Origin of the sequence: Vibrio nomapromontoriensis, assembly GCF_050337205.1 — a bacterium.
Taxonomy (GTDB): Bacteria; Pseudomonadota; Gammaproteobacteria; order Enterobacterales; family Vibrionaceae; genus Vibrio; species Vibrio nomapromontoriensis.
On record NZ_JAKJSS010000015.1, the window covers coordinates 133,561 to 148,933 of the forward strand.

Sequence of the window (15,373 nt, forward strand, 5' to 3'; positions counted from 1 at the left end):
CAGGTGGTTTAGTCGTTTCATGGAACTTATTCGAGGCATCCACAACCTAAGAGATCAACATCATGGCTGTGTGTTGACGATTGGTAATTTCGATGGTGTACATTTAGGTCACCAACGTGTACTCGAACAGGTAAAAGAGAAAGCACAGCTTTTGAATTTGCCTTCTGTGGTAATGACATTTGAACCGCAACCGATGGAGTTATTTGCCAAAGATAAAGCACCGGCGCGTTTAACACGCTTACGTGATAAGTTTGAATTACTTGAGCAAATGGGCATAGACCGTTTGCTTTGTGTTAATTTCAATCGTCATTTTGCGGATTTGTCACCAGAGTCATTTATACGTGATTTATTGGTGAGTAAGCTCGGTGTTAAATACTTGGTAATCGGTGATGACTTTCGGTTTGGTAAAGGCCGACTAGGTAGCTTTGACATGCTTAAGCAAGCTGGAGAACAGTTTGGCTTTGAGGTCGTCAATACACATAGTTTTCGTGTCGGTGAGGCACGGGTCAGCAGTACGGCGATTCGTCAAGCATTAGCGAATGATGAACTTGATGCCAGTGCAAAAATGCTGGGGCGGGACTATACCGTATCGGGCCGTGTCGCTCACGGTCAAAAATTAGCGCGTGATTTTGGTTTTCCGACGGCTAACGTTTCTTTGAAGCGCCATGTTTCACCAGTAAGTGGTGTCTATGCTGTACAAGTGATGGGGATAGACTCTATACCACGAGGCGGCATAGCTAACATCGGAAATAAACCAACCGTCAATGGTACTAAGCAAGATTTAGAAGTACATGTGTTTGACTTTGAAGGCGATCTGTACGGAAAGCAAATTGAAGTCGCATTGCTTCACAAAATACGCAATGAGAAGAAATTTGACTCGTTGCAGCTGTTAAAACAGCAAATAGAATTGGATGCTGAAGTCGCAAGGGTGTGGCTACTTCAGTGTATGGGTTAGTGGGAGATTCCACCGCTAACATAATGTCTAACTGTCGCCCAATACAACGGAATTAAGAATCGATGAGTGAGTATAAAGATACCCTGAACCTACCTGAAACAGGGTTTCCTATGCGCGGTAATCTGGCTAATCGTGAGCCAGAGATGCTGAAGCGTTGGTATAAAGAAGATCTTTACGGTGAAATCCGTAAGGCTAAAAAAGGCAAAAAGTCATTTGTTTTACATGATGGCCCTCCATACGCGAATGGTGATATTCATATCGGCCACGCACTGAACAAGATTCTTAAAGACATTATTATTAAATCCAAAACCCTTTCTGGTTTTGATGCGCCTTACATTCCAGGTTGGGATTGTCACGGTCTTCCTATCGAACTGATGGTAGAGAAGAAAAAAGGCAAGCCAGGACAGAAGATTTCTGCCTCTGAATTCCGCGAAGAGTGCCGTAAATATGCCGCTGGCCAAGTTGAAGGTCAAAAAGAGAGCTTTAAGCGTCTTGGTATCATGGGTGAGTGGGATAAGCCTTATCGCACAATGGACTTTGGTACCGAAGCGAACATCATTCGTGCGTTAGGCAAAATTGCCGACAACGGTCACTTGTTGAAAGGCTTTAAGCCCGTTCACTGGTGTACGGATTGTGGTTCAGCGCTGGCTGAAGCAGAAGTTGAATATAAAGATAAAGTGTCGCCATCTATTGATGTTAAATTTACTGCCGCAGATGAAGCTGCCCTACTAGAGAAATTTACTCTAGCTGAAGGCCACGCTGGTCAAGGTGAGTTGTCTATTGTTATTTGGACAACGACGCCTTGGACGCTGCCTGCTAACCGTGCAGTATGTTTACGTGACGATTTAGAGTATGTATTGGTTCAAGTTGAAGCCAAAGGTGAACAGCAAGAGCAACGTATCATCGTGGCATCTGAACTTGCGAAAGATGTGATGGATCGTGCGGGTATCGAGCACTTCCATAATCTTGGTTTCGCAAAAGGTGAAGATCTTGAGTTAGCTCAGTTTAATCACCCGTTTTATGATTTTACTGTACCGGCCATTCTTGGTGAGCACGTCACGACAGACTCTGGTACTGGTGTAGTCCATACAGCGCCTGGTCACGGTCAAGAAGACTTTATTGTTGGTAAAAAATACGGCTTGGAAGTTGCGAACCCTGTAGGTTCTAACGGTGTTTACTTGCCAGACACGGAATTGTTTGCTGGCCAGCACGTTTTCAAAGCGAACGACTCTGTTTTAGAAGTGCTAAAAGAGAAAGGGGCGCTATTGCACCATCACGCGTATGAGCACAGCTACCCGCACTGTTGGAGACATAAAACACCAATCATCTTCCGTGCAACACCACAGTGGTTCATTTCAATGGATCAAGCTGGTCTGCGTGCTAAAGCACTAGAATCGATTAAGAATGTTGAGTGGATGCCTGAATGGGGTCAAAGCCGTATTGAAGGTATGATTGAAGGTCGTCCTGAGTGGTGTATCTCTCGTCAACGTACTTGGGGTGTGCCAATTGCTCTGTTTGTTCACAAAGAAACTGCAGAACTACACCCGGATAGCCCTGCTCTTATCGAGAAAGTGGCTAAATTAGTTGAAGAAAAAGGCATTCAAGCGTGGTGGGATGTTGATCCTGCAGAGCTGATGAGTGCTGAAGACGCTGATAAATACGAAAAAGTATTGGATACGCTAGACGTATGGTTTGATTCAGGCGTGACGCACTACTCGGTAGTGGACTCTCGCGAAGAGTACAACGGTCACAGTGCCGATCTTTACCTAGAAGGTTCAGATCAACACCGTGGTTGGTTCCAGTCTTCATTAATTTCATCCATTGCGATGAAAGACGAAGCACCTTACAAAGAAGTGCTAACGCACGGCTTCGTTGTTGATGGGAATGGACGTAAGATGTCTAAATCTATCGGTAACGTTGTGGCACCGAAAGATGTCACTAACAAGCTTGGTGCTGATATCCTTCGCTTATGGGTTGCTTCAACGGACTACACTGGTGAAGTCGCGGTTTCTGATGAAATCCTTAAGCGCTCTGCGGATGCGTACCGTCGTATTCGTAACACAGCACGTTTCTTCCTTGCTAACCTAAACGGCTTCAACCCTGAGACCGACTTGGTGCCTGCTGAAGAAATGGTGGCGTTGGATCGCTGGGCTGTGGGTCGTGCATTTGCGGCGCAAGAAGAGATTGTTAAAGCTTACGGCGAATATAACACTCACGGTGTGACTCAACGTCTTATGCAGTTCTGCTCCATCGAAATGGGTTCTTTCTACCTGGATGTGATTAAAGATCGCCAATACACAGCAAAGCAGGGCGGTCACGCTCAACGCAGCTGTCAAAGTGCGCTTTACTACATTGTTGAAGCACTCGTTCGTTGGATGGCTCCAATCATGTCATTTACTGCAGATGAAATCTGGAACGAAATGCCAGGCGCTCGTGATAAGTTTGTATTCACTGGCGAGTGGTATGAAGGTCTGTTTGATCTTGCTGAAGGTGAAGAGCTGAACAATGAGTTTTGGACTCAAATTCAAGCGGTTCGCGGTAGTGTAAACAAGCTGCTAGAAGACGCTCGTAAAGAGAAAACCATTGGTGGTTCACTGCAAGCAGAAGTAACCATTTTTGCTGATGATGCGTTAGCTGCGACGATCAACAAGCTAGAAGATGAGCTACGATTTGTTCTTCTGACGTCGAAAGCGCAAGTGAAGCCGTTGAGTGAAAAATCAGAGGCAGCACACAGTACAGACGTTGAAGGTCTGTTCGTTGAAGTCGCGGCGACGGAAGCTAAAAAATGTGATCGTTGCTGGCATCACACGCCTGATGTTGGCACTATTGCAGGTCACGAAGAAATTTGTGGTCGTTGTGTGACTAACGTAGAAGGTGAAGGCGAAGTTCGTAAGTTCGCCTAAACGATATAATGACAGAGCAGACGTTTTCATTAAAACAATCTGGAGTCCGCTGGCTATGGCTAGCGGCACTCATCTTCGTTGCTGATATTGCTATCAAGTTAGTTGTGATGGACAGCATGGGGTATGGATGGGCAAATCGTATTGAGATTTTGCCATTTTTCAACCTCTTATATGTTCATAACTACGGCGCTGCGTTTAGCTTTTTAAGTGACCAAGCAGGTTGGCAGCGCTGGTTCTTTACTGGTATCGCTTTTGTTGTTACGGGAATGCTGACCTACTGGATGAGCAAATTACCGGCAACGGAAAAGTGGAACAACATTGCTTACGCCATGATTATTGGTGGTGCTGTTGGTAACGTATTTGACCGTGTGGTACATGGTTATGTCGTGGACTACCTAGATTTTTACTGGGGAACTTACCACTGGCCTGCTTTTAATCTGGCTGATATGACTATTTGTATTGGTGCGGGCCTGATTATTCTCGACAGTTTCCGCAAAAAACAGCCGAGTTAGCGACATAATTTGAATAACCTTAAGCGCTGTACGTTGATTCGTACGGCGCTTTTTTATATAACAGCGTTTGATAACAGTAATTTTGAAAGTAGTCGTTTGATAATAAGCGCTTGATTACAAGGAAGCCGTAACGTGACAACAATAAAGCAAGATAGCGCAGTAACGCTGCATTTCACCATTAAACTTAAAGATGGTTCCGTCGCAGATAGCACTCATAACATGGGCAAGCCTGCCAAGCTTGTCATTGGTGATGGTAGCCTGAGTGATAACTTTGAACAGTGCTTGATTGGGATGTCTGAAACAGACCAACAAGCGATAGAACTAAAAGCCGAAGACGCGTTTGGCTTACCAAATCCTGATAATATTCACCATATGGACCGAGCCAAGTTTGTGGGTGACTCTGAGGTGGAAGTCGGTACAATAATGGCTTTTTCTGGCCCAGATGGGATGGAAATTCCTGGCATTATTACTGACATTGCCGGGGATTCTGTGACGGTGGATTTTAATCATCCGCTTGCAGGACAAGATGTAACATTTGAAGTCGAGATTCTCACCGTAGAATAACGTTTCGTCGCCCTGTTTCTAAAGAGTAAGCAACAATCGGTGTGTACTGATGAGTAATGACATGAAAATTAAATTAGCAAATCCACGCGGCTTTTGTGCTGGAGTCGATAGAGCAATTAGTATCGTAGAGCGCGCGCTTGAGCTATATCAGCCACCGATTTATGTTCGACATGAAGTGGTGCACAACCGTTTTGTCGTTGAAGGCCTTAAGCAGCGCGGTGCCGTGTTTGTCGAGGAGCTAGCGGAAGTTCCTGATGACAATATCGTTATTTTTTCGGCGCATGGTGTTTCTCAGGCGGTTCGTAAAGAAGCCAAAGAACGTGAGCTCACGGTCTTTGATGCGACCTGCCCGTTGGTGACAAAAGTGCATATGGAAGTGGCTCGTGCGAGCCGTAAGAATATGGAAGTGGTGCTTATTGGGCACGCTGGCCACCCTGAAGTCGAAGGGACGATGGGGCAGTATGCCAGTAGCACAGGCGGCATGTATTTAGTAGAGCGACCCGCTGATGTGGATTCATTGCAAGTCAAAGATCCAAGTAACTTGCATTACGTGAGTCAAACCACCTTGTCTGTGGATGAAACGGCCGATGTTATTGAGCGTCTAAGAGAAGTCTTCCCAGAGATCCAAGGGCCGCGTAAAGATGATATTTGCTATGCGACTCAAAATCGTCAAGATGCGGTACGTGAATTAGCTGAAGCAGTGGATGTCATGGTGGTCGTCGGATCGACCAATTCCTCGAACTCTACCCGCTTAAAAGAGCTTGCAGAAAAGTTGGGTACACCAGCGTACTTAACCGATACTCCAGATCTTATCGATTCAGCATGGTTTGAAGGTAAGGTGATTGTTGGTGTGACAGCGGGGGCTTCTGCTCCGGAAGAGCTGGTTAATCAAATCATCGATCGCATTCGAGATTTAGGGGCGAGCGATGTTGAAGAAGTTTTAGGGCGTGAAGAGAACATGTTCTTTGAAGTGCCAAGAGAGTTACAGATTAAGCAAATCGATTAACACCCAATTTCGAATACGTTAAACAAGCCCCAACTGTATTGCAGCTGGGGCTTTTTATTATTTGGTTATATGGGAATCAACGAGGGTAGTATTAACGACAAAAAAATCCGAGCCCATGAACAGGACTCGGATTGAATAGCGTCTTTAGGGGGAAGCGCTATAAGGGTTAGGCTGTTTCAGTTTTACCCTGTGGTTTTTCTTCTTCCTCAGCTTCAATATCGCCTTTTCCTTTCGACTTCTTCATCACGTATGCAGTGATAGAAAGTGAACCTACGATACCAAGGATGGTGGATAGTTGCATTGGTAGTCCAAAGCCTAGCGTGCTGTTATTTAGGATGAAAGTGATAACAACCGTTGTCATAAACATGGCTGGAACTGTCGTGACCCAGTGCAGTTTATTGTGACGTAGTAAGTAAGCGGAAGCCGTCCACAACATCATTACCGCTGTTGTTTGGTTAGCGAAGCCGAAGTAGCGCCAGATGATACCGAAGTCAACTTGAGTCAAGATGCCACCGATAACAAATAGTGGTAGTGCCATAAGTAGGCGGTTACGCAGCGTCTTCTGTTCCATGTTGAAGTATTCAGCAAGGATAAGACGGCTAGAACGGAACGCGGTATCACCAGAGGTAATCGGTAAGATAACAACACCAAGGAAGGCTAGGATGCCACCAAATACACCGAGTAGACCAAATGAAGCACTGTAGACAACATTACCTGGGCCGCCATTTTTCACCGCTTCTGCTAATGAATCGACTGAGCCAAAAAATGATAACGCAAGTGCACACCAGATAAGCGCGATAATACCTTCACCAATCATTGCTCCGTAGAAAACGAAACGACCATTTTTCTCATTTTCCATACAACGCGCCATTAATGGAGATTGCGTCGCGTGGAAGCCTGAAATCGCACCACAAGCAATAGTAATGAATAGCGCAGGCCATAACGGCAAGTCATTCGGGTTCATGTTGCTAAACATGTCGCTGATTTCAAAGTTGCCCATGACCGTGTGCTCACTCGACATCGCTACAGCAGTAATTAGACCGACCGACATGAAGATAAGCAGCGCGCCAAACAGTGGGTAGAAGCGACCGATGATTTTATCAACAGGTACAATCGTTGCGATGATGTAATACGCGAAAATTGCAATAACCATGGTTGTCATGCTCATAGACATATCAAACTGGTCGTTGACCAAGTTGGTGATCATGCCAGCAGGGGCTGAGACAAACACGACACCAACAAGCAATAGCAGGACAATGGCAAAAATGTTCATAAAATGTTTGGCGCCATTGCCTAGATATCGACCTGTGATAGTGGGTACGGAAGCACCGCCGTTGCGAATGGATAGCATGCCAGAGAAGTAATCATGCACTGCGCCGGCAAAGATACAGCCAAGTACAATCCAAAGCATTGCAGCAGGGCCATAGAGTGCACCCATAATTGGACCAAAGATTGGACCAACACCCGCTATATTTAGTAGTTGCACTAAGTAAACTTTCTTTGTCGACATGGGAACGTAATCCACGCCGTCAGCTTTGGTATGGGCGGGAGTTTGACGCTTTTCGTTAATGCCAAACACTTTCTCGATAAAAGCGCCGTAAAGAAAATAACCGCCAATCAGTGCGGCAACGCAGGTTAAGAACCACAACATAGTTTGTTATCCTTTGTTTGTAATAGTATTAAAATCTGTCAGTGATCATAACGTGACTTGATGGCTAGGATCGGCTGTTATTCGGTGAGTGGTGAAATAGCTGATTAAGTGGTCAATAGCTAGGTTAAGTGGTTTTATGGTCGCTTAAGAGGTCTAAATAATAGGTTGAGCGGTCGTAGAGAAGCGTGAGTTGCATCACTAAAGCCTGTGAATAGTGGCTTTCTTAAGGGAATACTGGCATTGTGTCAGCATTCATATGTGATACAAAAGGATGACGATGAAAGCCATTATTACTGTACTTGCTGGGCTATTATTATTTGGGTGCGCCAATGGTGTTGAAGAGCTCGCCAAGCAGGGAAGCTGGAATAAAATAGGGTATCAAGATGGCGTGAGAGGGCAATTGCCTCGCACGTACTCTGCGCTACAAGAGCTAGGTCCTGCTAACCATGCCGAATATGAACGCGGCTATCAAATCGGTGTCATCGAGTTTTGTGATGCGGATTTTGCTTATCAGATTGGTCTTTCTGGGCAGTATTATACTGGCGCTTGTGAAGGGCTTCCCGACGCACAGCGCTTTCGCATGGAATGGCAGCGCGGTTGGAGCGAGTACTCGAATTAAGCCTCTATTTGTATTAAGCCTCAATTTGAAAGAGTAATGGGACCTAATGGTCCCATTACTCTTTCAGCTGTAGGTTGTTTTTTAGCGCATAGGCTAGCTTGACGCCGGGTTCTTATCAGTCTCGAGAAGTCTTCGTGTTGGAAGTATTTGTATTGGCGTTGACGGCCTTTCGTAAGAAGCCTTCTTTTTCCATTAACTGTTGTTGTGCATCCTGTTTATTAAGGCCTGTCAGGATCATCAAAATGGCAAGTTTGACATTGTGGTCTGTGTCTTTTAAGGCTTGCTTGGCAACGTGTTCAGTACAGTCTGTTGCTTGCATAACGATACGAGCGGCACGGGCGATTAATTTCGCATTTGTGGCTTTTACGTCCACCATAAGGTTCTCATAGCTTTTACCAAGACGAATCATACTGGCAGTTGTTAACATATTGAGCACCAGCTTTTGCGCGGTTCCAGACTTGAGTCTTGTCGAGCCTGTTAACGCTTCTGGTCCCACAACCGGGCTAATAGCAATAGAGGCGATAGTCGCCAATGTCGAATCTGGGTTACAACATAGTGAGACAGTTGCTGCTCCAATCTCATTGGCATACTCGAGTGCACCAATCACATAAGGGGTTCGTCCGCTAGCCGCAATACCGACAACGACATCATTGGCGTTAAGCTCGATATTGATAAGATCGCCCTGACCTAATTCAGGATCATCTTCCGCGCCCTCTTTTGCTTTAAACATGGCATCATTGCCGCCTGCGATAATGCCAACCACCATCTCCGGTGACGTTCCAAAAGTAGGGGGGCACTCTGAAGCATCTAATACCCCAAGGCGTCCGCTGGTCCCAGCTCCGATATAAATAAGCCGACCATTGTTTTTGAAAGCATGAGTAATAGTATCTACAGCTCGCGCAATGTCAGGAATGACTTGTTCCACCGCGAGTGGGACAAGACGATCTTGCTGATTGAGGCGCTGGACAATATCTTGGCTTGATAACAGGTCGATATCCATCGTGTCAGAGTTGCGCCCTTCAGAAACCAATTGAGTCAGGGCATGCAGTAGTGCGTCGTTAGTCATAATGTTTCCTAGTTTGCGGAGTAAAGCACGCCAAGTGGCACGGCCTTACTTGCGCCTGTTACTGAAGGTAAGTTGCTTGGAATTTGGTGAATATAACAATGCGCTAACCACGCAAATGCCATGGACTCCATATAATCACCACTGATGGCTTCGCTGTCGGTTTTTGCCACATGCCAGCCATCAAGGAGTGCATTGAGGCGCTGCATAATGATTGGATTGTTAGCGCCGCCGCCACAAACTAATAATTTAGGGTGTGTGCCTTGTTGGTATGGAATCAGTGCATCAACGATCGTTTGTACCGTAAACTCAGTGAGTGTGCGCAAGGTATCGTGAACCGATAGTAAAGGCGTCTGTTGAGCGCATTGAAAGTCTAGCCACTCTTGGTGGTAGTATTCTCGACCAGTGCTTTTAGGGGCAGGGCGAGATAGGTACTCATCAGTAAGTAACTGTGTTAGCCATGGCTGGCTAACCAGTCCCTGCTTGGCTTCTTGTGCATCTTCATCAAAGGCTTTGTTGAGGAAAGTTGAGCACCAGGTATCCATTAGAGTATTTCCAGGTCCGGTATCAAATCCTATGACAGAGCCATTGGGCTGAAGAATCGATACGTTGGCGATGCCGCCAATATTAAGAATCACGAGTGAGGAAGTATTGGTGCCATAAAGGTAGCGGTGAAACGCAGGAACAAGCGGTGCCCCTTGCCCACCAAGTGCCATATCTTTACGCCTAAAGTCGCCAATAGTATTGATGCCGGTTTTTGCTGCCAGTATATGGTTATCACCTAACTGAATGGTAAAAGGCGATGCGCCATCTGGTTGATGAAATACGGTTTGACCGTGGTTACCGATTGCTGTGATTTGTTCGGGGGAATAGTTAGCTTTGTGCAGCAGTTGCACTGTGGCTTGTGCGTACAAGTGCCCTAGCTGGTGGTCGAGTTCACCAATGGCTCGTAAGTCAGTATGTTGACCATGACATATTGCAAGCACGCCCTCCTTGAGGTGGGCAGGATAGCTATGGAAATGCGTTTCTATTAGAGAAATTTGTTTGCCATTAATGGAGACTAACGCAACGTCTACGCCATCTAAGCTCGTGCCAGACATGACACCAATATAATACTCGGCTTGACTCATCGCGATATACTCCTTGCTATCTGGTGCGAAAACTCAGTCGTTACTTAGCGATAGTCATTGTAAATCAAAAATAAACGGAATAATCTTTTCGCACCCCTATTTGATAATAAAATTGCAGAGGACAACTAATGGGACCGTTATGGCTAGATGTAGAAGGTTTTGAACTAAGCGCCGAAGATCGTGAGGTTTTAGAGCACCCTACGGTTGGAGGTTTGATCCTATTTTCTCGCAATTATCATGACTCAGAGCAGCTCATTGAGTTAAACCGTCAAATACGAGCGGCAGCGAAGAAGCCTATTATTATTGGTGTTGATCAAGAAGGTGGTCGTGTACAGCGTTTTCGAGAAGGCTTTACGCTCTTACCCGCCGCGCAACGTTATGCGGAGCTGGGTGACGAGGCGCTAGCTAAGCAAGCGGGTTGGTTAATGGCGGCGGAGCTTATTGCTCATGACATTGATTTGAGCTTTGCTCCGGTATTGGATCAAGGGCACGCTTGTAAAGCCATCGGTAACCGTGCGTTTGGTGACGATATTGCGAGTATTATACGCTTTAGTAGTGCATTTATTTCTGGTATGAAACAGGCTGGTATGGCAACAACGGGTAAGCACTTCCCGGGTCATGGGGGGGTGATTGCTGATTCGCACTTGGAAACGCCATATGATGAACGGACTGATTTGTTTGAAAAAGATATCTTAATATTTAAACAGCAAATCGAAGCAGGGCTGCTTGATGCGATGATGCCAGCCCATGTTGTCTATCCTCATTACGATGAGCACCCTGCGAGTGGTTCGCCTTACTGGCTGAAGACAGTGCTAAAAGAGCAAATGAACTTTAACGGTATTGTCTTTTCTGATGATTTATCTATGGAAGGCGCGGCCATTATGGGAGGGCCTGCCGAGCGAGCATTGCGATCCATGCAAGCTGGGTGCGATATGCTCCTCATGTGTAATAACCGACAATCAGCCGTAGAGGTATTAGATAACTTGCCAATCACAGCGGTACCTAAAGCGCAGGTAATGCTTCGTAAGCAAAATTATCACTTATCTGAACTATTCAAGTCAGAGCAATGGCGAAGCGCTAATGATAAGGTCAGACGAGCGCTAAATCCTGAATAATAGTGCAATGAACGCTTGAGAGCTTAATTGTATAAGAGCTTGAGCGTTTATGATGTTTTGGGGTGTGGTGGCAAATAGACGCGCCCCAAAAAGTGGAACTTATTGAAAACCTAATGTTTCTTTCAGGTTTTTCAGGTAGCGCCGACTTACAGGAACAGAAAAGTCACTATGAGTGATGATTTCAGCCAGTCCATGCTCTAAAAGTTTGATCTCTTTTATGCTTTTCACGTTGATAAGATATTGGCGGTGGCAACGTAATAGCGGTGTTTTTTCTTCGAGTATTTTCAGTGATAGCTGACTATTGGCTTGTTGTGTCGGCGTTTTAACTTGAACTCCAGTAATATCGCTAAACGCGCACTCGACCTCTAGGGTTGGAATTATGACGATTCGGTTGTGTCCGACACAGGGGATCTGATCTAACGTCGCAGGCGACATAGATTGGACGAGATCGTGAGTTCTTTGCTCTTGTTTTAGCAGTCGATTCACGGTTTTGTTGAGCCTTGTTGGGTCAATAGGTTTAAGCAGGTAATCAAAAGCATTGTCTTCAAACGCTTGTACCGCGTATTGATCATAGGCCGTGACGAAGACGACGTTAGGCATGGAGTCAGGATCTAACATTCCTAGTAGTTCTATGCCGGTAATCTGTGGCATTTGTATGTCTAAAAAGACGACATCAGGCTTTAGGCTATTAATCTTTTTAAGCCCTTCAATAGCATTGCTTGCCTGATCAATCACGTTAATGCCTTCCATATCGGCCAGCAGCTCAATGAGCTCTTCGCGGGCAAAGCACTCATCATCAATTATTAAAGCAGTCATAGTGGTCATGAGGTCACAGTGTTCCTTGTGTGAACGTGATTTTCTTGCGCGGGAATAATAAAGCTCATTCGAGTGTAGGTGTTTTTTTCTACCTCAATTTTTAGCGCTGCGTCACGACCAAATTTGTTGCTTAGCCGTTTATCGACGATTTGCATTCCCAGTCCTTGATGATCGTTTTTGGGTGCACAATAGGTTCCTGCGTCATCTTCAACAATAATGCGATGCCCTGTCTCTGATTTCACGCTATAAATTCGTACGCTGCCCCCTTCTATTTTGGTGGAAATACCATGTTTGATAGCATTTTCAACCAATGGTTGCAGGGTGAAACTCGGGACTTTTCGGTCGAGTAGTGACGGTTCGATATCAATATCGACAGTGAGTCTGTCAGTAAATCGAGCTTTCTCGATCGTCAGATAGGCGTTTACATGCGAGAGTTCATCGTGCAGTGATACGGTATCGATATTTTGCTTTAGGTTACTACGGAAAAACTGGGAGAGGTGCTGAATTAGACTGCGCGCTTTGTCTGGGTCACGACGAGTGATGGCGCTAATCGTATTAAGGGCATTAAACAAGAAATGAGGGTTAACCTGTGCATGCAGTAATTTGATTTCTGATTGGTTAAGTAATGTCTGCTTATGAATATACTCACCATGGAGGATTTGGCTCGACAGCAATTGCGCAATACCTTCAGCCATTGACATGTTTATAGTCGAGAACAGCTTTCGTTTCGGCTCGTACAGCTTAATGGTACCAATGACTTTATTCCCTGCACGAAGGGGGATGATAAGTGCAGAACCAAGTTTACAGTCTTGGGAGATTGAGCATTGGTATGTGTTGTCTTTACCATCAAGATAGATGATGCGATTCTCGGTAATGGAATCCAATGTGCTCTGAGATGAGATTGGTCGGTTGAGCTTATGGTGGTCATCACCGATGCCAACGAAGGCGAGAATTTTATCATTGTCGGTTATTGCGACTGCGCCGACCTTTGTCTCTTCGTAGATAATACGAGCAATCTTACTGGCATTTTCAGAGTTGAAACCATGTACAAGGATACCAACGGAGCGCTCTGCGATGTTTAAAGCGCGTCGAGAAAATGTTGCTGAGTATTCTTCAAAGATGGTTTTACGATCTTGCAGGATACTCATAAATAGCGCGGCACCGATCGAATTTGCAATAATCATAGGTGCGGCAATGTCGCTAACAAGTGAGGCCGCTTGGTCGAAAGGTTTGGCGATGGCGAGAATAATCAACATTTGGATAATCTCGGCGCTAAATGTGACATAGAAAACAACGAGCGGATTAAAAAGCGCTTCTTTTTTTGATTTCTTAATGAAGTAGAGGTGCACCATACCGCCAATCAACCCTTCGGCGGTGGTTGATATGGTGCAGGCTAGATCGGTAAAACCACCTAAGGTGTAACGATGTATTCCTCCTGTTAACCCCACCGCAAACCCAACAAGGGGGCCACCAAACAACCCGCCCATGACTGCCCCAATGGCGCGAGTGTTCGCAATTGCATCGTTGATTTGTAACCCAAAATAGGTGCCAAGTATGCAAAATGAAGAGAACAAAATATAGATACTGAGCTTATGGCTTAGGTGGTTCGACAGACTGAACAGTGGGATGAAAATAGGTGTTTTGCTTAGCATGTATGCGAGCATGAGATAAACACACATCTGTTGAAGTAAAGAGAGGATTAAGTCCATCGGATGTCACCTAAAGTTGCAGTCTTGATATTGTATACCGAAATGATGGGAGAGGGGGATTCTTGTTGGTGTCTGTTATCTGTAGACATAAGGTTCAATAACAGGCATGGTGTAAAATTTAACTTACAGTTGTTGTTTTTTAAAGTTTACACTTGCATGTCGTATATATTTAAGTATATTGGTTTTCATTAGCTGGCTAGGTGAAAAAGCCTGTAAGTCAGGTGTAAGTTATTTTGTACGGGTAGGGTTATGAAGAAGAGTGAATTAAGTAATATTAACATTAGCGATGAACAGGTACTTATCACGCCAGAAGCACTGAAAGCGAAGTTGCCACTAAGCGAAAAAGCGAGAAAGTTCATTCAAGAATCGCGAGATGCGATTGCTGATATTATTCATAAACGTGATCACCGACTGTTAGTCGTTTGTGGTCCGTGTTCCATTCATGACATAGACGCAGCCAAAGAATATGCAAAACGCCTTAAGGCACTCTCTGCCGAGCTCAATGACCAATTATACATTGTTATGCGTGTGTACTTTGAAAAGCCTCGTACCACCGTTGGTTGGAAAGGTCTGATCAATGATCCGCAATTGGATGGCACATTTGATATTGAGCACGGTTTGCATGTGGGACGAGAGCTTTTGACCGATCTTGTTGAAATGGATATCCCTCTAGCAACGGAAGCATTAGACCCCATTAGCCCGCAATACCTAGCGGACACATTTTCATGGGCGGCGATAGGTGCACGTACCACAGAATCTCAAACCCATCGCGAAATGGCCAGCGGTCTTTCTATGCCGATAGGTTTTAAAAATGGTACTGATGGTAGTTTGTCGACAGCAATTAATGCGATGCAAGCTGCGTCTTCTAGTCATCGTTTCATGGGAATTAACCGTGAAGGGCAAGTTGCATTATTGACGACGCAAGGGAATGTGGATGGTCACGTTATATTACGAGGCGGTAAGCAGACGAACTACGATTCGGTCTCTGTTAATGAATGTGAACAAGAACTCGAAAAGCACAACCTAGATGCATCTTTGATGGTTGATTGCAGCCATGCTAATTCACGTAAAGATTACCGTCGTCAGCCGTTGGTTGCAGAAGATGTCATTCATCAAATTCGTGAAGGGAATAAGTCGATTATTGGTGTGATGATTGAGAGTCATTTGAATGAAGGTAATCAGAGCTCAGATATTCCATTAAATGAAATGCAGTATGGCGTGTCCATCACCGATGCCTGTATCAATTGGGATGCAACTGAGGCACTATTACGTCACGCTCACAAAGAGCTTGTCCCATTCTTGGAAAATCGTATTAAGGAATAATCGTATC

Annotated in this window: 12 protein-coding genes and 1 pseudogene; 8 read left to right on the forward strand and 5 right to left on the reverse strand. The window is 45.2% G+C overall.

All coding sequences use genetic code 11. The features are described 5' to 3' along the window. Positions 1-19: 19 nt before the first annotated feature. From ribF to ispH, 5 genes are all read left to right on the forward strand, one after another. Positions 20-955 (forward strand): bifunctional riboflavin kinase/FAD synthetase, encoded by a 936-nt coding sequence (ribF, locus tag L4D05_RS19115; protein ID WP_428754592.1) that lies wholly within the window; start codon positions 20-22, stop codon positions 953-955. Positions 956-1,017: 62 nt separating this feature from the next. Continuing rightward, entirely contained in the window at positions 1,018-3,858 is a 2,841-nt protein-coding gene (gene ileS, locus L4D05_RS19120; RefSeq protein ID WP_428794945.1) for an isoleucine--tRNA ligase, read from the forward strand. Between the two features lie 8 nt (positions 3,859-3,866). Next, positions 3,867-4,370, forward strand: a complete 504-nt coding sequence (gene lspA / locus L4D05_RS19125; protein ID WP_250617531.1) for a signal peptidase II — start codon at positions 3,867-3,869, stop codon at positions 4,368-4,370. A gap of 132 nt (positions 4,371-4,502) precedes the next feature. Next, positions 4,503-4,934, forward strand: a complete 432-nt coding sequence (gene fkpB / locus L4D05_RS19130; RefSeq protein WP_428794946.1) for an FKBP-type peptidyl-prolyl cis-trans isomerase — start codon at positions 4,503-4,505, stop codon at positions 4,932-4,934. 49 nt (positions 4,935-4,983) lie between these two features. Beyond that, a complete protein-coding gene (ispH, locus tag L4D05_RS19135) occupies positions 4,984-5,940 on the forward strand; it encodes a 4-hydroxy-3-methylbut-2-enyl diphosphate reductase (protein ID WP_428754595.1) in 957 nt (318 codons plus the stop codon). Positions 5,941-6,106: 166 nt separating this feature from the next. On the opposite strand, the gene L4D05_RS19140 is transcribed toward ispH, so the two are convergent. Further along, positions 6,107-7,591, reverse strand: coding sequence for a carbon starvation CstA family protein (locus tag L4D05_RS19140; RefSeq protein ID WP_428754596.1), 1,485 nt, complete (start codon positions 7,589-7,591; stop codon positions 6,107-6,109). Between the two features lie 277 nt (positions 7,592-7,868). Between L4D05_RS19140 and L4D05_RS19145 the strand changes: the two genes are divergently transcribed. Next, a complete protein-coding gene (locus L4D05_RS19145; RefSeq protein ID WP_428754597.1) occupies positions 7,869-8,210 on the forward strand; it encodes a DUF2799 domain-containing protein in 342 nt (113 codons plus the stop codon). A 115-nt stretch (positions 8,211-8,325) separates the two neighbouring features. Here L4D05_RS19145 and murQ read toward each other — a convergent pair whose 3' ends face one another. Both murQ and L4D05_RS19155 read right to left on the reverse strand, forming a co-directional pair. Further along, a complete protein-coding gene (murQ, locus tag L4D05_RS19150; RefSeq protein WP_428794947.1) occupies positions 8,326-9,276 on the reverse strand; it encodes an N-acetylmuramic acid 6-phosphate etherase in 951 nt (316 codons plus the stop codon). A gap of 8 nt (positions 9,277-9,284) precedes the next feature. Beyond that, a complete protein-coding gene (locus L4D05_RS19155; protein WP_428794948.1) occupies positions 9,285-10,403 on the reverse strand; it encodes an anhydro-N-acetylmuramic acid kinase in 1,119 nt (372 codons plus the stop codon). 128 nt (positions 10,404-10,531) lie between these two features. Here L4D05_RS19155 and nagZ point away from each other — a divergent pair, with 128 nt between their 5' ends. Continuing rightward, complete coding sequence (nagZ, locus tag L4D05_RS19160; RefSeq protein WP_428794949.1) at positions 10,532-11,518, forward strand: beta-N-acetylhexosaminidase; 987 nt, start codon at positions 10,532-10,534, stop codon at positions 11,516-11,518. Positions 11,519-11,617: 99 nt separating this feature from the next. On the opposite strand, the gene btsR is transcribed toward nagZ, so the two are convergent. Beyond that, positions 11,618-12,343: a two-component system response regulator BtsR gene (btsR, locus tag L4D05_RS19165; protein ID WP_428794950.1), complete on the reverse strand. Its 726-nt coding sequence runs from the start codon at positions 12,341-12,343 to the stop codon at positions 11,618-11,620. A gap of 380 nt (positions 12,344-12,723) precedes the next feature. Continuing rightward, positions 12,724-14,043, reverse strand: a pseudogene (locus tag L4D05_RS19170) (LytS/YhcK type 5TM receptor domain-containing protein); the annotation flags it as partial. Positions 14,044-14,292: 249 nt separating this feature from the next. Between L4D05_RS19170 and L4D05_RS19175 the strand changes: the two are divergent. After that, positions 14,293-15,366, forward strand: a complete 1,074-nt coding sequence (locus L4D05_RS19175; protein ID WP_428794951.1) for a 3-deoxy-7-phosphoheptulonate synthase — start codon at positions 14,293-14,295, stop codon at positions 15,364-15,366. The last annotated feature ends 7 nt before the right edge of the window (positions 15,367-15,373 follow it).